This is a genomic window from Tsuneonella sediminis, assembly GCF_051912845.1.
GTDB lineage: Bacteria > Pseudomonadota > Alphaproteobacteria > Sphingomonadales > Sphingomonadaceae > Tsuneonella > Tsuneonella sediminis.
The window spans coordinates 339,090-356,222 of record NZ_JBNCBU010000001.1 but is presented as its reverse complement, the minus strand read 5'-3'; the positions used below and the strand labels follow the sequence as shown (position 1 = coordinate 356,222).

Below are 17,133 nucleotides of genomic sequence, written 5' to 3'. Positions count from 1 at the left end.
GGGGCTGGGGACAGGTTTGTTCCGCCGTTGCGAATCGATGCGGACAGGAACATAAAGAGAACGAATGAGTCGTCTCCCTGCCATGACCCAGTTATCGAACGCGCTCCTGCCGGCCTCCGGGCTCGCCGGCCTGTCCACCCACACCCCGCGCTGGCGGCCGGGGCTGGCAGGGGCGCACCATAGCGAGGTGTTCGCCGCCTCGAGCGAGGCCAGCGGCGCGGCGGCCGCGCTGGCGCTCGCGGCCGACGCGCTGCGCGCGGCGGGTCGCGGCGCCGGCGCCGAGACGGAGGACCGCCGCGTGCTGCTGTGGGTTCAGGATCGCGATGCGCTGCGCAAGGGTGGGCGGCCATACCGTCCAGGCCTGCCGCGCGTGTTCCGCGACCGTCTAGTGCACGTTGCCTGCGAAAGCTCCGAAGACGCGCTCTTTGCACTCGAGGAAGGGTTGCGATGCCGCGAGGTGGCGGCCGTGGTGGGGGAGATCGCGGGCAATCCGCGGGCGCTCGATTTCACCGCCTCGCGAAGGCTGACGCTCACCGCGGAGAAGCACGGCGTGCCGCTCTGGCTGGTCCGGCTCGACGCGACACGCGACCTGTCCTCGGCGCGGCTGCGGTGGGACGTGACCGCCGCGGCCTCACCGCGTCCGCGCTGGAACGGCGAAGCGCCCGGCATCCCCTCATGGCGGGCCGAGTTGTTCCGCGCGCGAATGCATCCTCCCGGCACATGGACCCTGCGCGATGACGAGCATGCACTCGTCGCCGAGCGTCGCGCCGACGCCGATACCGACCAGTGGGGCGCGGCCGCGCCGTATCCTCTCGGTCTGGCTTTCGCGTCTGGCGATCGATCGCTGGCGGCTGGGTAAGGGGCTGGCGCCGGGTGAGGGCGCCGACGCCCAGCCCACAGTCCTGATTACCGAGACCGCGCACGGTCCGCGGATCGATGCCGCCAACGCAGCCGGGCTGGGGGCCGGTGCGCGTAGCGGCATGATGCTGGCCGATGCGCGCGCGCTGTGTCCGCAGCTTGCGGTCCACTCCAGCGACCCGGCGGGCGATCACGACTTCCTCGAAAAGCTCGCCATCTGGGCGCTGCGCTGGGGCCCGTGGAGCGCGATGGACGCGCCTGACGGTCTGCTTGTCGACGTCACGGCGGTCGCGCACCTGTTTGGTGGCGAAAAGCGGCTGATTGCCGATGCCGGTGCACGGTTCGAGGCCCGCGGCCTTGCGGCCAGGGTGGCGATCGCGCCCACCGCGGGGGCGGCATGGGCGCTGTCGCACTATGGTCCGGCCGCCGCGATCCTTCCCGTCGACGGCGATACCGAGGTTGCGCTCTGCGATCTTCCCGTCGCCGCGCTGCGGCTCGACGCCGATGTCCTGGCGGTGTTGCGGCGGCTCGGCCTCAAGCGGATCGGCGATCTCACCGGGCGGTTTGGCGACACGAGGGGGCGTGACGCGCTTCACCGCCGGTTCCGCAATCGCAAGTCGCCTGGCGCCAATCCGCTCGTGCGGCTCGACCAGCTGCTCGGGCGCGTGCCCGAGCCCCTGCTGCCGGTCGTCCCGCAGCAGATGCCGCTGGTGCAGCGCCGGCTGATGGAGCCGATCCGTCACCGGGACCTGCTCGACCAGGTGGTCGCCGACCTTGCCGCGGACATGGCGCGCGAGCTCGAGGGCCAGGGACTGGGGGCACGCCGGCTCGAACTGGGGATGTGGCGGGTCGACGGTGAAGTCGTGGTACGCCGGCTCGAAATGGCCGCCGCCACGCGCGAGGCGGCGCATATCGTCCGGCTGTTTTCCGCCCGCCTCGACGATGTCGACGCAGGCTTCGGGATCGAGACCGTGCGCCTGCGGTCGAGCTGGGCCGAACCGCTCGCGCTGGCGCAGGCCGATATCGAAGCCGCCGCCGAGGAACACGGTACCTCGCTCGCTGCCTGCATCGACCGGCTGACCGTGCGGCTCGGCCCGTGCGCGGTGCAGCGCCCGGTGCTGTACCCCAGCCACATTCCCGAACGCGCGCAGCGCTGGCAGCCCCCGCTCGAGCCGGAGCCCGCGGCCCAGGGCGAACTCGCGTTCCACGCGCGGCCCCTGAAGTTGCTCGACAAAGCCGAGAAGATCGCGGTGCTCTACGCCACCCCCGACGGCTATCCGCAGCGCTTCCGCTGGCGGGGCGAGGTGCACGAGGTGGTTCGCGTCGAGGGGCCGGAACGCATCTCGCCCGAATGGTGGCGGGAGAGGGGCTCGGCGCGCCTGCGCGATTATTACCGGATCGAGGACCACGCGGGTCGGCGATACTGGATCTACCGCCTGGGCCTGATCGGTGACGGGCGGGGCGGGGTGCCCGACTGGTTCCTGCAGGGGCTGTGTGCCTGAGCGGTGCCGCTAGTATCCCGCTGGACCGCCACGGCGGAACCTCGCGAGCACCTCGGCGAGCGATGACGCCGGTCCCGGCAGCGGGGTGCTGGCGACAGCGGGCTGCTCGACCGCCGGGGTCTTGCGAAAGGTCGATGACCGGCGGCGGCCCTGCGTGATGTTGCCCACGCTCGCGATGGGAACCTCGCGCACGCGGGTCAGCGCGGCCGTCTCGGCGACCACCTCGGCGGACAGCGCCTGCTTGAACACTACTCCGCACGAATCGTGCTCCGACCAGACGATCGTGCATACGGCCTCGTGGTCGCCCCAGCGCAGCAGCGCGGTGGCACCAGCACCGGGCGGATCGACGGCCTCGAATCGGGCACCCGATACGGAGATGTCGGCGAGGGTCCCGGTCGTCAGCGTGGTCATGGTCTGCAGGATCGCGGGGCAGGTGGTCTGCACGCGCCGGCACGCGCGGCGGTCGACGACGGTTTCGGGTTCGTGACTGCGCAGCGGCTCCATCGCGTTCGAAGATTGCCCGGAATGCTGAACATCGGCTGGCGGAAACTGGTGAACGCCGCGTTCGCCATCACCGAAATCGACATTCTCCTGTTGCGAACCGGGCGTGAGAACATATAAAGAACATATGGGTACGCAGTCCATCATCGAGAAGCTCGAAATCCTCGCCGACGCGGCGAAATACGATGCGTCGTGCGCGTCGTCGGGCACGGCAAAACGCAATTCGAGCGGCGGGAAAGGCATCGGTTCGACCGAGGGGATGGGCATCTGCCATGCCTATGCACCCGACGGCCGCTGCATTTCGCTGCTAAAGATCCTGCTGACCAACCATTGCGTGTTCGACTGCCATTACTGCGTCAACCGCAAGAGCTCGAACGTGCGCCGTGCCCGATTCACACCGCAGGAGGTCGTGGATCTCACGCTCAGCTTCTATCGCCGCAACTACATCGAGGGGCTGTTCCTTTCGTCGGGCATCGTGAAGAGTTCGAACCACACGATGGAGCAGTTGGTCGAGGTCGCCCGAATTCTGCGCGAGGACCACGATTTTCGCGGCTACATCCATCTGAAGACCATTCCCGAGGCCGACCCCGAACTGGTCCACCAGGCCGGGCTCTATGCCGATCGCGTTTCGATCAACGTCGAATTGCCCACCGACGCGGGCCTCACCCGTCTCGCGCCCGACAAGAACGCCCGCCAGATCGAGGGCGCGATGGGCAAGCTGAAGAGCGACATCGTCGAGGCGAAGGACAACCGGAAACGCTTCCGCCACGCCCCGCGTTTCGCGCCCGCCGGCCAGTCGACCCAGATGATCGTCGGCGCGGACGCGGCAAGCGATGCGGACATCGTCGGCAAGGCAAGCCGGCTCTACGACAGCTTCCGCCTGCGCCGCGTCTACTACAGCGCGTTTTCGCCGATTCCCGACGCCAGCGCGGTACTGCCGCTGAAGCGCCCGCCGTTGATCCGCGAGCATCGGCTCTACCAGTCCGACTGGCTGATGCGGTTCTACGGCTATCAGCCGCAGGAGGTGATGCAGGCGACCGAGGCCGACGGCAACCTGCCGCTCGATATCGACCCCAAGCTCGCCTGGGCATTGAAGTTCCGCGAGCGGTTCCCGGTGGACGTCAACCGGGCGGGACGCGACGAACTGCTGCGTGTTCCGGGGTTGGGGGTGAGGGCGGTGAACCGCATCCTTGCCAGCCGGAGGCACCGGACCATGCGGCTCGACGATGTCGCCAAGCTCACGGTCTCGATCGCCAAGGTGCGTCCGTTCATCGTGACCGCCGACTGGCGGCCGGTCCTTCTTACCGACCGGGCCGACCTGCGCGCGCTGCTCGCGCCCAGGCAGGAGCAGCTCGAGCTGTTCGCGGCATGACCGCCCTCCAGCACGTCAAGTCGGGCACGTATTACGTCGTGGCGCTGCCCGAGGCGGACGACTTCGATTTCTGGCGCGAACGGGCGCGCGGACTCGTCCAGTGCGACGTGCCGCCCGACCGCGTCGCGTGGGTCGAGCCGGGCGGGTCGGGCAACCTGTTCAGCCACGGGGATCGCCGGGTCCCCGTGCCGCCGGCCGATGCCCCGCCGGTCCGCGCGAGCAAGGCGTTCGTGCAGCTTGCAAGGAGCGCGATCTGCCATTCGGACCCCGAACGGTTCTCGCTGCTATACCGCCTGCTCTGGCGCTTGCAGGCGAACCCGCGCCTGCTCGAGGACGGCGCGGATCCCGATGTGCGCCGGCTCGACGAGCTCGCGCGCACGGTGCGCCGCGACATCCACAAGATGCGCGCCTTCGTCCGCTTCCGCCTCGTCGAGAGCGAGGACGACGAGGCGGGCGAGCATTACGTCGCGTGGTTCGAGCCCGAGCATCACATCCTGCGCACCAATGCCGGCTTCTTCGTGCGCCGGTTCGCCAACATGGAGTGGTCGATCCTGACGCCGAAAGGTTCGCTGCACTGGGATGGAACGGTACTCGAGGAAGGCCCTCCTGCCCGGCGTTCCGATGCACCTTCGGGCGATCCGACCGAGGACTTGTGGCGCAAGTACTACGCGTCGATCTTCAACCCCGCGCGTTTGAAGATCGGGGCCATGCTCAAGGAAATGCCCCGCAAGTACTGGAAGAACATGCCCGAGGCGGCGCTCATCCCCGAGCTGGTCGCAGGGGCGCAGTCGCGGGAGTCGCAGATGGTCGCCGCCGGAAGCCTAGAGTTCGAGGAAAGGCCCGAAACGCTAGCGGCCGTCGACAAGGCGATCCACGCCTGCCGCAAGTGCCCGATCGGCAGCCTCGACAATCATGCGGTGATGGGGGAGGGGCCGCAGGACGCCGCCTTGATGATCGTCGGCGAGCAGCCGGGAGATCAGGAGGACCTAGCCGGCCGGCCCTTCGTGGGGCCTGCCGGGCAGCTGCTCGACCGCCATCTCGAACGCGCGGGGATCGATCGCCGTTCGGCCTACGTCACCAACGCGGTCAAGCACTTCAAGTTCGTTCAGCGCGGCAAGCGACGGCTGCACCAGTCGCCCACGGCGAAGGAGATCGATACCTGCCGCTGGTGGATCGAGAGCGAGCGCGCGATCGTGCAGCCCAGGCTCATCCTCGCGATGGGCGCGAGCGCGGCCCGCGGGATGCTCGGCAAGACGGTCAGCATCTCGAAGGCCCGGGGGGCCCCGATCCCGCTGGAAGATGGCAGCGAACTGTGGGTCACCGCGCACCCCAGTTACCTGCTGCGCCTCGATGGCGCCGCGCGTGAAGAGCAGTCGCGAATGTTCGACGCCGATCTCGCCGCGGTAAAGAACCGGCTCGCGGAACTGACGGCGTGACGTGCCCGAGAACGACCTCCTCATCCCGCGCCGGCGGATCGAGCTCGACGATCCCGCTGCCGTAGCCCCGCCGCCGCGCGCCCCGTTCGTCGAACTGGGGCTTGTTTCGAACTTCAGCTTCCTGCGCGGCGCCTCGGATGCGGTCGACCTCGTGCTGACCGCGCGCGCGCTGGGCTACGACGCCATCGGCATCGCCGATGCCAACTCGATGGCCGGCGTGGTGCGCGTCCACACCGAGGCCCGCACGCTCAAGATGCGGCCCGTCATCGGCTGCCGGATCGAGACGGTCGAGGGGCTGGCCTTCCTTGCCTATCCCACGGATCGCGCTGCCTACGGCCGCCTGTGCAGGCTGATCAGCGCGGGGAGGATGCACACCCTCGAAGGGGAATGGCAGGCCAAGGGCGCGTGCGACATCGATCTCGCGATGCTGGCCGCGCATGGCGAGGGCGTGCAGCTGATCCTGCTGCCGCCGGACGACCTCGAAGCCCGGTTCACCGTGCCGGCCTGGGCTAGCAACGTCGTTTCCCTGGGCCGCGAACAGGTGCAGGATGCGGTCAGTGGAAAATTCTTTCAGCTTGTCAGTCACCTGGCGGCGGGGCTTCCCACTCTTCGGCACCTCGCCGCGAGTCATCTTCACGCCGGCGACGACATCGCGCGGATCGACCGGCTCGATACGCTTGCCCGCGAGAGCGGGTTGACCCTGCTCGCCACCAACGACGTGCATTATCACGCGCCGGACCGGCGCCCGTTGCAGGACGTGATGGTGGCGATCCGGCACAAGACGACCGTCGACAAGGCCGGCCACCTGCTGTTCGGCAACGCCGAGCGGCACCTCAAGAGCCCCGCCGAGATGGCCACGCTGTTCGCTCGCTGGCCCCACGCCATCGCAGCAGCGCGCGCGGTGGCCGATGCCTGCACGTTCAGCCTCGACGAACTGCAATACGAGTATCCGCAGGAGATCTATCCCGACGGCATGACGCCCCAGGCGTTCCTCGCACGGGAAACCTGGAAAGGGGCAAAATGGCGTTATCCCAATGGCTTGCCGGAAAGTGTTGCCGCGACGATCGAACGCGAACTGGCACTGATCGGCAAGCTCGACCTCGCGCGCTACTTCCTCACCATCAAGGACATCGTCGACTACGCACGCGGGGTCGATCCGCCGATCCTGTGCCAGGGACGCGGCTCGGCGGCCAACTCGGCGGTCTGTTACTGCCTCGGGATAACCAGCGTGGACCCGGCCAAGCACGCGCTGCTGTTCGACCGCTTCATTTCCGAAGAGCGCAAGGAACCGCCCGACATCGACGTCGACTTCGAGCACGAGCGGCGCGAGGAAGTGATCCAGCACATCTACCGCCAGTACGGCCGCCACCGCGCGGGCCTGTGTGCCACGGTGATCCACTATCGTCCGCGCATGGCGATCCGCGAAGTGGGCAAGGCGATGGGCCTGTCCGAAGACGTGACCAGTGCGCTCGCGCGCACCGTGTGGGGCGGGTGGGGCAAGGAGATCGGCGAGGCCCATGTCGCGGAAACCGGCCTCGACGTGGGCGATCCCCACCTCAGGCGGGTTCTCAAGCTGACCGAGCAGATGATCGGAATGCCGCGTCATTTGTCTCAGCACGTGGGCGGGTTCATCCTCACCGATGGGCCGCTGACCGAGACCGTGCCGATCGGCAACGGGGCGATGCCCGACAGGAGTTTCATCGAGTGGGACAAGGACGACATCGAGGCGCTCGGCATCCTCAAGGTCGACGTACTTGCGCTCGGCATGCTGACCTGCATCAGGAAATGCCTCGATCTTGTTGAAAACACCCATGATCGCACGCTGACGCTGGCCACGGTCCCGCGTGAGGACCCGGAAACCTACGCGATGCTGCGCAAGGGCGATTCGCTCGGGGTGTTCCAGGTCGAAAGCCGCGCGCAAATGAACATGCTGCCGCGACTGCGCCCGCGCGAATTCTACGATCTGGTGATTCAGGTCGCGATCGTCCGCCCGGGGCCGATCCAGGGCGACATGGTCCATCCCTACCTCAAACGCCGCCGCGGGGCCGAGCAGGTGGTGATCCCGGCGCCGGGTCCCGAACACGGCCCGCCAGACGAGCTGTCGAGCATCCTCGAGCGGACGCTGGGGGTCCCGATCTTCCAGGAGCAGGCGATGAAGATCGCGCTCGACGCGGCGAAGTTCTCCAGCGCCGAAGCCAACCGGTTGAGAAAGGCGATGGCGACGTTCCGCAGCCGGGGCATGGTCGACGAGCTGCAGGACATGATGGTCGAGCGCATGGTGCAGCGCGGCTATGACCGCGAGTTCGCGCAGCGCTGCTTCAACCAGATCCGCGGTTTTGGCGAATACGGCTTCCCCGAAAGCCATGCGGCGAGTTTCGCGCACCTCGTCTACGTATCGAGCTGGCTCAAGTGCCACTTTCCCGCGGCGTTCGGCTGCGCGCTGCTCAATTCGCAGCCGATGGGCTTCTACGCCCCGGCGCAGATCGTGCGTGACGCCGTGGAGCATGGCGTCACGGTGCTGCCCGCCGACGTCAACGCGTCGCAGTGGGATTGCACGCTCGAGGTCACGGGCGAGGAGAAGGCAGGGTCCCGAGACAGCGCCAGGGCAGACAAGGGCCGCCTCGATCGCCACGTCGCGCTGCGCCTCGGCCTCAGGCAGATCGACGGGCTGCCCGAGCACGTCGCCGCCCGCCTTCTGGCCGAGCGGGCCGAACGCGGGGCCTTTGCCGATGTCGCGGCGCTGCGCGATCGCGCCGGCGTGAGCCCAGCGCATATCGAGCGGCTCGCCAGCGCCGACGCGTTCCAGTCGTTGCGGCTGCCCCGACGCCAGGCGCTGTGGGACGCACGCAGCCTCGTCGGCGGGCCGGACCTGCCGCTGTTTGCCTTTGCCGAGACACGCGACGAGGGGACGGAGGCGCAGCCCACCGCGCTTCCCGCGATGCCGCTCAGCGAAGAAGTGGTCGCCGACTACCAGACCACGCGCCTCAGCCTGAAGGCGCACCCGATGGCGTTCCTGCGCGCCAGCCTGGCCGAGCGCGGCTTCGTGCGGGCCTGCGACCTGCGCGCGCGCAAGTTCCGCTCGATGGTGCAGGTCGCGGGCGTGGTCCTGATCCGCCAGCGGCCGGGCAGCGCCAAGGGCGTGTGCTTCATCACGCTCGAGGACGAAACGGGAGTCATCAACCTCGTCGTCTGGCCCGATCTGAAGGAAAGGCAGCGCAAGGTGGTGATGGGATCGCGACTGATGGAGGTGCGCGGCCGGGTCGAATACGACGATGAGGTGATCCACGTGATCGCCCATCATATGACCGACGCAACGCACGAGCTCCACCGTCTGAGCGACGACCTGATCCGCACCCCGATCGCCCGCGCCGACCATTGCAACAACCCGCTGCCGGGCCGGTCGGGCCCGCGCGACGACTTGCGCCCGGACACGGACGATCCAAGCGCAAGGCCGCCGGTCGAGCCTTGGGAGCCTCCGCCTGCCAACAACCGGGAGTGCGGCTTTCACGGCCACCCGCGCGACACGCGCATCGTCCCCCGGCTCATGCCGCTGCCACCAAGCCGCGACTTCCACTAGCTCTTGTCCAACAGCATGTCGGCCGGGAGGGAAAGCCGCGCTCCGGCCTCGCTCGCTTGAATCGACGAATCGACCGTGTCCCCCTAGCGGGCGTACGGTGATCGATCCCGAACGCCTTGCCGCCTTCGCGCTGATGACCGCAGTCACCAGCATCGTACCCGGTGTATCGATGCTGTTCGTAATGGCGCGAACCATCATGAACGGTTGGCGCAGCGGACTTGCGGCTCTGCTGGGGATGCAACTGGGCTATATCGTCTGGTGGCTGCTGGCCGCACTGGGTCTCGGCACGATCGCCGCAGCGTGGCCCAGGGCTTTCACGGCGCTGGCTGTTGCCGGCGCGGTCTACCTGGGGTGGATCGGGGTCAGGGGCATCCTGCGCGCAGGCAACCGGTTCCCGGCCGGGCCGGGCGCGCGCGACGGTCACGGGCGCCGCTCCTTCGCCGGGGGAATCCTCGTCGCGATCGGCAACCCGAAGTCGCTCGTCTACGTGGTAGCCTTGCTGCCACCGTTCATCGATCAGCGGATCCCGGTCGTGCCGCAGATCGTCGTGCTCGCGGTCGTCGCCATGGTCATCGACCTGGCGGTGGGCGGTCTTTACATCGGCGCGGGGCGGCGCGTGGCGACGGCGCTTGCGCAGCCGGAGGTCCGTCGCAAGGCGGATATGGCGGTAGGCGTGGTACTTGTCGCAATCGCGGCCGGGCTCCTCGTCGACCTTGCGATGCGATGAGGCGTGCCGATCTCTTGCGCGCGGCACGGCGCTGGCGCCCGTCCCGCTTCGATCGCCTGGCATTCATTGCACTGATCGCCGCAGCGCTGGCGCTGGCCGGCAAGGCATGGCTCGACGCGCATCCCGAGGCCAATCCCTGGGCGCCCTTGCGCCTCGGGGACCCCGATGGCTGGGCCACGCGGCAGAAGCTCGCCGACTTGCGCGTCGACCGGGACCGATGCCGTGACATACTCGGCCGAAGCGATGTCGCATTCACCGAACTCGCCCCCGCCGGTGAAGGAGCGTGCCTGCGCCGGGACCGGGTCGTTCTGCAGGATATTCCGCTGCGCCCCGGCGCGCCTCCCACGACTTGCGCCGTCGCGGCCGGTCTGGAGCGCTGGCTGGAGCGTGAGGTTCGCCCGGCCGCCCGCGAGATGCTCGGGTCCCCGCTCGCCGGGGTCGAGCACCTCGGCGCATTCAGTTGCCGGCGACTCTATGGCCGATCGACTGGCGGCTGGAGCGAGCACGCGACCGGCAACGCCATCGACATCGCCGCCTTTGTCCTCGAGGATGGCCGCCGGGTCTCGGTGCTGCGGGATTGGGACGGAAACGATGCCGAGGCGGTGTTTCTGCGCCGCGTCCGCGACGGGGCCTGCGAGGCGTTCGGCACGGTCCTTGGCCCCGATTACAACGCCGCCCACCGCGATCACCTGCACCTCGATCAGCAGGCGCGCGGGTGGGGTGGGGTGTGCCGGTGACCCTGTGCACCGATGCGGCGCGCGCTAGCCTTCTAGAGAGTACCCTGCTGACCGCACAGTGCGGACCGGGTCCTTTGCCCCGTCGATGGCGATCGCTTGACGCAGGCGGCGAATGTGGACGTCGACGGTGCGCAGCTCGATCTCGCTCTCCGTACCCCAGACGCCGTCGAGCAGCTGGCTGCGGCTGAATACGCGCCCGGGGCTCTCCATCAGGAATTTCAGGAGGCGGTATTCGGTGGGGCCGAGATGGATTGGTTGCCCCCGCCTAGATACCCGGTGCGCCACCGGATCGAGCAAGATATCGCCAACGGCGATGGTCTCGCCGGCCAGCGCGGGACGAATGCGCCGCAGGACCGCGGCGACCCTGGCCAGGAGTTCACGCGGAGAGAAGGGCTTCGTCAGGTAGTCGTCGGCCCCCGTCTCGAGCCCGCGAATCTTGTCGTCCTCTCCCTCGCGCGCGGTGAGCATGATGATCGGCACGTGCGCAGTCGCCTTGTCGCGGCGCAGGCGCCGGCAGACCTCGATCCCGCTGGTCCCCTCGATCATCCAGTCGAGAATGATGAGGTCGGGCACGTCCTCTGCCGCGAGCAGGAGTGCCTCGTCGCCGTCAGATGTCACGCGGACCGAATAGCCCTCGTTCGCGAAACGGTATTCGAGCAGTTCGGCAAGCGATGGGTCGTCTTCGACCAGGAGAAGCTTGGCAGCGGTCATCGACCGCCTTTCCACACGCGAATTGTTACACCCTGAGGACGAAGCGTTGACCGCCGCGCCGCACGGTGCCCCCGCATCAGAAATCGGCATCGACCGGATAGGCGCCCGTGGCGGCGAAATGCACCATCTCGGCAACGTTGGTCGCGTGGTCCCCGATCCGCTCGAGGTTGCGGGCGACAAACAGCATCTGCGCGGCCGAACTGATCGTCGACGGGTTCTCGACCATGTGGCTGACGAGGTTGCGGAAGATCGATTCGTAGAAGTTGTCGACCTTCTCGTCGGTCACGATCACCTCGCGCGCGAGCACCGCGTCGCGCGCGGCATAGGCGGTCATCGCGTCATGAACCATTTCGGCCGCAATTTCCCCCATCGCCGGGACGAGCGTGAGGGGCCCGAACTTCTTGCGGTCCTCGATCTGGCGCGAGGCCTTGGCGATCGCCTTGGAGTAGTCGCCGATCCGCTCGACCACGCCGGCGATCTTCAACGCCGCGATGACCTCGCGCAAGTCGTCCGCCATCGGCGCGCGCAGGGCGATGATCCGGACCGCCAGCTTGTCGACCTCGCTCTCGAGCGCGTCGAGCTTCTTGTCCTCGGCAATGATGCGGTCGGCCAGCGCGTCGTCGCCCTTGACCAGCGCGTCCATCGCGTTCTGCACGGCAACTTCGGCCATGCCGCCCATCTGCGCAATCAGTCCGCGCAGCTTGGTAATATCCTCGTCGAAGGCCTTGACCGTGTGTTCCATGTCGTTCCGTGTCCTAGCCGTAGCGGCCCGTGATGTAGTCCTTGGTCCGCTCCTCGAGCGGATTGGTGAATATGTCCGACGTGCGACCATACTCCACCATGTTGCCGAGGTGGAAGAAGGCCGTGCGCTGGCTGACCCGCGCGGCCTGCTGCATCGAGTGGGTGACGATGACGATCGCGTAGTTGCCACGCAGCTCGTCGATCAGTTCCTCGATCTTGGCGGTCGCGATGGGATCGAGCGCCGAACAGGGCTCGTCCATCAGGATAACCTCGGGATCGACCGCGACCGCGCGGGCGATGCACAGGCGCTGCTGCTGGCCACCCGACAGCGCGGTGCCGCTGTCGCTGAGGCGATCCTTGACCTCGTTCCACAGGCCGGCGCGCTTCAAGGAGCGCTCGACGATGTCGTCAAGCTCGGCCTTGCCTTCCGCGAGGCCGTGGATGCGCGGGCCGTAGGCGATGTTCTCGTAGATCGACTTGGGGAACGGATTGGGCTTCTGGAACACCATGCCGACCCGGGCGCGCAGCTGCACGACGTCCATGCCGGACTTGTAGATGTCTTCCCCGTCGAGCTCGATGCAACCCTCGACCCGCGCGGACGGGATCGTGTCGTTCATGCGGTTGAGCGCCCGCAGGAAGGTCGACTTGCCGCAGCCCGACGGACCGATGAACGCGGTGACATACTTCGACGGAATGTCGATCGACACCTCGTCGATGGCCTTTTTCGCGCCGTAATACACCGACACGTCGCGCGCCCGCATCTTGGCGTCGGTTTCTTCCAGGTTGGGATGGACGAATGTCACCAGGTCTTCTCGAATTTGTTGCGCAGGTAGATGGCTAGCCCGTTCATCACGAGCAGGAACAGCAGTAGCACGATAATCGCCGCGCTGGTGCGTTCGACGAACCCGCGGTCGATCTCGTCCGACCACAGGAAGATCTGCACGGGCAGTACGGTCGCGGGCGAAGTGAAGCCCGATGGCGGCGTCGCGACGAACGCGCGCATGCCGATCATCAACAGCGGCGCGGTTTCACCCAGGGCGCGCGCCATGCCGATGATCGTTCCGGTCAGAATGCCGGGGAGCGCGAGCGGCAGCACGTGGTGGAAGACCACCTGTACGGGTGAGGCGCCGATTGCCAGCGCCCCGTCCCTGATCGACGGCGGAACCGCCTTGATCGCGTTGCGCCCGGCGATGACGATCACCGGCATCGTCATCAGCGCCAGCGTCATGCCGCCGATCAGCGGCGCCGAACGCATGTTGGGAAAGATCCACAGGAAGACCGCGAGGCCCAGAAGGCCGAAGATGATCGACGGGACCGCGGCGAGATTGTTGATCGAAACCTCGATCAGGTCGGTCCAGCGGTTCTTCGGCGCATATTCCTCGAGGTAGAGAGCGGCAAGCACCCCGATCGGGAAGGCGAGCAGCAGCGTGACGAACATCGTCAGCATCGACCCCTTGAGCGCCCCCCAGATGCCGACCGCCTGCGGATCGGTCGCGTCCGATCGGGCGAGGAAGCCTAGGTCGAGCGCGGTGCCAAGCTTGCCCTCCGCGGCAAGGCGCGCGGCGAGGGCCCGGCTTTCCGGTCCGCCTTCGCCGGCAAGGCCGGCCGCAAGGTCCGAACTTGCGGGGAGCGACAGCGTCTCGGTCCGGCGCAGGATGGTCGGATCCTCCGCGATAGCCGAAGCGACTTCGCGCCAGGCGTCCGCCGAGATCTCCTGCGCGCCGTCCTCGCCAAGCGTCCGAGCGGCGAAGAACTCGATCACCTGCGGCAGCCCCTGGTTCTGCAGGCTCTGCTGGATCTCGACGGGATCGGACAGCGAGGGATCGATCGATAGCCCGGCTTGCGTGAAGTCGACCGGTACCTCGACCTCGGCACGCTGAAATCCGCCAAGGCCGTTGATCAGCATCGTCGTCAGCAGGAACAACAGCACCGCGACCGACACGAGGATCGCCGCGAGGCCCAGCGCCTTGAACCGCCGCTCCGACGCGTAGCGCTTCTTCAGCCGCGCTTCGAACGCGGGCGTGCGGGTCGGCGCCCGGAATGCTTCGGCCTGCTCACTCATATGCTTCTCGGAACCGCTTGACGACGCGCAGCGCGACGAAGTTCAGCGCCAGCGTCACCATGAACAGCACGAACCCGAGCGCGAACGCACTGAGGGTTGCGGGGTGGTCGAAGCTGCCCTCGCCGGTGAGCATCGCCACGATCTGCACCGTGACCGTTGTCATCGCCTCGAGCGGGTTGGCGCTGAGGTTGGCCGCAGTCGAGGCGGCCATGACGACGATCATCGTCTCGCCGATCGCGCGGCTGACGGCCAGCATGATTCCGGCGACGATGCCCGGCAGGGCGGCAGGGATCAGGACGCGGCGGATCGTCTCGGATTTCGTCGCTCCCATCGCCAGGCTGCCGTCGCGCATCGCCTGGGGCACCGCGGCGATGCTGTCGTCCGCCATCGAGGACACGAAGGGGATAATCATCACGCCCATCACGAGCCCGGCGGCGAGCGCGCTTTCCGAGCTCGCCCCCGCGAAACCGACTGCCTGCGCGGCATCGCGGATCGCCGGCGCCACCGTAAGCGCGGCGAAGTAGCCGTACACAACGGTCGGCACGCCGGCGAGAATCTCGAGCGCCGGCTTGAGCCACTTGCGGTAGGCGGGCCTGGCATACTGGGTCAGGTAGATCGCGCTCATCAGCCCGAGCGGAATCGCAACGATCATCGCGATGATCGCGCCGATGAAGATCGTGCCCCAGAACAGCGGGATCGCGCCGTACCGGGTCGGGTCCGCCGATTCGGCCGAGACCATCGGGTCGGGCGACCACATCGTCCCGAACAGGAAATCTATCGGAGAGATCATTCCGAAGAATCGGATCGTCTCGAATATCAGACTGACGAGGATTCCCAGCGTCGTGAGGACCGCGACCAGAGATGCGAGCAGCAGGACCGAGAGCACGGCCCGCTCGACTCGGGTGCGGGCGGTGAAATTCGGCCGCAGCCGCAGGAACGCGAACGCGCCCGCCGCCACCGCAATGCCAAGAGTCGCAAGGATCCCGATCAGCCGGTAGCGGGCGATCGCCGCGCGATATGGCTCGACCAGCGCGGCCGCGTCCGGATGCGTCGTGACCGCCGCTGCACCTGTCGCAACCGCGCGCGCCTGGGCAAGGATGGCGTTGCGCTGGAAATCGGAGGCCGGCAGGCCTTGCGCCGCCGGGTCGGCGAGAACCGCCTGCTGGACCAGGTCAGGAGCCAGCGCGGTCCACAGCATAATAAACCCCAGCAAGGGCAGGGCAATCCACAGCGCTACATACCAGCCGTGATAGCTGGGCAAGGCAGCAAGCCTCGTCCCGCCGGCCGCCGCGCGGAAACCCCATGCGCGCGCACGGCCAGCCAGCCAGCCAGCCAGCGCGAGCCCTATTGCGAGGAGGAGGAGAAGCGAAAGTGACATGGGTGAATGCGATTGTCCCGCGGGTTGAGGGTCAACGTGTCGAGCCGATGCGTCGTTTTGATGACGGTTTCATGACAATCCCTGCGCGGCGTTCACGCCTGATGGAATACGGACCACGACGCTCGTCCCCTTACCCAGCTCGCTCTCGATGTCGAGCCGGCCGCGATGGCGTTCCACGATATGCTTGACGATCGCAAGGCCAAGTCCGGTCCCGCCCGAAGCGCGGCTGCGCCCCGGGTCGGTCCGGTAAAAACGCCGGGTAAGGTGCGGCAGATGCTCGGGCGCTATGCCGTCGCCGCGATCGGTTACCGACAACCGCGCGGCCCCGCCCTGCAGTTCGACGAGACTAACGGTGACGGGCTGGTCGTCGGCCCCGTACTTCAAGGCATTGTCGACCAGGTTGCGGACCAGTTGCTCGAGTTGCTGCTGGTCGCCGCGCACCGAAAGGCCAGGCGACAGATCGAGTTCAAGGCGCCCTGTCCTCTCCGGCCCTGCGGCATCGCGGGCTGACCTTTCGACGAGCGGCCCGAGGTCGATCAGTTCGGATGGCTGTTCGTGCTTTTCGGCCTCGATCCGCGAAAGCGACATCAGATCGTCGACTAGCCCCTTCAACCTTCGCGATTCGCGCAGGATCGTCGAGAGAAACTTCTGCCGCCTCGCCGGATCGCCGTCACCGTTCTCCTCGGCGAGCGTCTCTGCGTACCCGATGATCGAGGCAAGCGGGGTGCGCAGCTCGTGGCTGGCGTTGGCCACGAAATCGGTGTGCGACCGGCTGATGTCAGCCTCGGCGGTACGGTTGATCATCTCGATCACTGCCGCCCCGTCGCCGAGCGGCTGCCGGCTGACCCGCCATATGTCGTGCCGGCGAGCCAGGCCCTTGACCATGGCAGTGGCGGGCCGGTCGCGCTCGGTCAGCGCGATCGCGTCCGGGTGGCGCAGGGCCACGCGAATGTCCTGCCCCACGATGTGGGCGCCCAGGACCTCACGCGCAGCCTGGTTGGCGATAGCCACCCGGTCGCTCTCGACCAGCATCAGCGGCGTTCCCGAATGCTCGATCAGCTCGCCCATGGTGTCGCGATCGAAGGGACCGTTGGCCTTGTGCGACGCTATCGGGGGTGGTTCGGCGATCGACAGCCACAGCGAGCCTGACCACAGCACCAGGACCGCCAGCGCAAGGAACGGCTGTTCGCCGAGAAGCAGGAGCCCCCCCGCGCCGATCGCCGCCAGCGCGAGGCCGAGCCAGGGCAGGGGACGGCGCTCATCCATCGCGAGCGGCCCTAGCCTCGCGATGAGCCGAGCGCCAGCCCGGTCGCAAATCGTATCGTTTCATGCGGATGGTCATGGTTGCCGCTGGTGACCCCTACGGGAATCGAACCCGTGTTTCAGCCGTGAGAGGGCCGCGTCCTGACCGCTAGACGAAGGGGCCATCCGTGCGAATGGCGCGCCACCGGTGGTGACCCCTACGGGAATCGAACCCGTGTTTCAGCCGTGAAAGGGCCGCGTCCTAACCGCTAGACGAAGGGGCCGCTCC

Annotated in this window: 14 protein-coding genes and 2 tRNA genes; 7 read left to right on the top strand and 9 right to left on the bottom strand. The window is 67.6% G+C overall.

The genetic code is table 11. The features are described 5' to 3' along the window. Nucleotides 1–64 precede the first annotated feature (64 nt). Together ACPV3N_RS01820 and ACPV3N_RS01815 are read left to right on the top strand one after the other, a co-directional pair. Entirely contained in the window at nt 65–859 is a 795-nt protein-coding gene (locus ACPV3N_RS01820; protein WP_440113834.1) for a hypothetical protein, read from the top strand. Then, nucleotides 744–2,360 carry a DUF6504 family protein gene (locus ACPV3N_RS01815; RefSeq protein ID WP_440117395.1) on the top strand — a complete coding sequence of 539 codons (1,617 nt, stop codon included), beginning with the start codon at nt 744–746 and terminating at the stop codon, nt 2,358–2,360. The genes ACPV3N_RS01820 and ACPV3N_RS01815 overlap by 116 nt, the downstream gene beginning before the upstream one ends. A 9-nt stretch (nt 2,361–2,369) precedes the next feature. Here ACPV3N_RS01815 and ACPV3N_RS01810 read toward each other — a convergent pair whose 3' ends face one another. Next, a complete protein-coding gene (locus ACPV3N_RS01810) occupies nt 2,370–2,864 on the bottom strand; it encodes a PilZ domain-containing protein (protein WP_440113831.1) in 495 nt (164 codons plus the stop codon). 124 nt (nt 2,865–2,988) lie between these two features. Here ACPV3N_RS01810 and ACPV3N_RS01805 point away from each other — a divergent pair, with 124 nt between their 5' ends. From ACPV3N_RS01805 to ACPV3N_RS01785, 5 genes are all read left to right on the top strand, one after another. After that, entirely contained in the window at nt 2,989–4,233 is a 1,245-nt protein-coding gene (locus tag ACPV3N_RS01805; protein ID WP_440113828.1) for a putative DNA modification/repair radical SAM protein, read from the top strand. Further along, nucleotides 4,230–5,669 (top strand): UdgX family uracil-DNA binding protein, encoded by a 1,440-nt coding sequence (locus ACPV3N_RS01800; protein WP_440113825.1) that lies wholly within the window; start codon nt 4,230–4,232, stop codon nt 5,667–5,669. The genes ACPV3N_RS01805 and ACPV3N_RS01800 overlap by 4 nt, the downstream gene beginning before the upstream one ends. Before the next feature lies 1 nt (nt 5,670). Then, a complete protein-coding gene (locus tag ACPV3N_RS01795) occupies nt 5,671–9,246 on the top strand; it encodes an error-prone DNA polymerase (RefSeq protein ID WP_440113822.1) in 3,576 nt (1,191 codons plus the stop codon). Nucleotides 9,247–9,343: 97 nt separating this feature from the next. After that, nucleotides 9,344–9,973: a LysE family translocator gene (locus ACPV3N_RS01790; protein WP_440113819.1), complete on the top strand. Its 630-nt coding sequence runs from the start codon at nt 9,344–9,346 to the stop codon at nt 9,971–9,973. Beyond that, entirely contained in the window at nt 9,970–10,710 is a 741-nt protein-coding gene (locus ACPV3N_RS01785) for an extensin-like domain-containing protein (protein WP_440113816.1), read from the top strand. Before ACPV3N_RS01790 ends, ACPV3N_RS01785 begins: the two co-directional genes overlap by 4 nt. 24 nt (nt 10,711–10,734) lie before the next feature. Here ACPV3N_RS01785 and phoB read toward each other — a convergent pair whose 3' ends face one another. From phoB to ACPV3N_RS01745, 8 genes are all read right to left on the bottom strand, one after another. Beyond that, a complete protein-coding gene (gene phoB, locus ACPV3N_RS01780; protein WP_440113813.1) occupies nt 10,735–11,421 on the bottom strand; it encodes a phosphate regulon transcriptional regulator PhoB in 687 nt (228 codons plus the stop codon). 76 nt (nt 11,422–11,497) lie between these two features. Then, nucleotides 11,498–12,163, bottom strand: coding sequence for a phosphate signaling complex protein PhoU (gene phoU, locus ACPV3N_RS01775; RefSeq protein WP_440113810.1), 666 nt, complete (start codon nt 12,161–12,163; stop codon nt 11,498–11,500). Nucleotides 12,164–12,176: 13 nt separating this feature from the next. After that, nucleotides 12,177–12,923: a phosphate ABC transporter ATP-binding protein PstB gene (gene pstB / locus ACPV3N_RS01770; RefSeq protein WP_440117393.1), complete on the bottom strand. Its 747-nt coding sequence runs from the start codon at nt 12,921–12,923 to the stop codon at nt 12,177–12,179. Between the two features lie 38 nt (nt 12,924–12,961). Then, nucleotides 12,962–14,224, bottom strand: a complete 1,263-nt coding sequence (pstA, locus tag ACPV3N_RS01765; RefSeq protein WP_440113807.1) for a phosphate ABC transporter permease PstA — start codon at nt 14,222–14,224, stop codon at nt 12,962–12,964. Beyond that, nucleotides 14,217–15,602: a phosphate ABC transporter permease subunit PstC gene (gene pstC / locus ACPV3N_RS01760; RefSeq protein ID WP_440113804.1), complete on the bottom strand. Its 1,386-nt coding sequence runs from the start codon at nt 15,600–15,602 to the stop codon at nt 14,217–14,219. Before pstC ends, pstA begins: the two co-directional genes overlap by 8 nt. 69 nt (nt 15,603–15,671) lie before the next feature. Further along, complete coding sequence (locus tag ACPV3N_RS01755; protein WP_440113801.1) at nt 15,672–16,868, bottom strand: ATP-binding protein; 1,197 nt, start codon at nt 16,866–16,868, stop codon at nt 15,672–15,674. 85 nt (nt 16,869–16,953) lie between these two features. Continuing rightward, nucleotides 16,954–17,028 (bottom strand) — tRNA-Glu (locus ACPV3N_RS01750). A 25-nt stretch (nt 17,029–17,053) separates the two neighbouring features. Continuing rightward, nucleotides 17,054–17,128: transfer RNA gene (locus tag ACPV3N_RS01745), tRNA-Glu, on the bottom strand. Nucleotides 17,129–17,133: the final 5 nt, after the last annotated feature.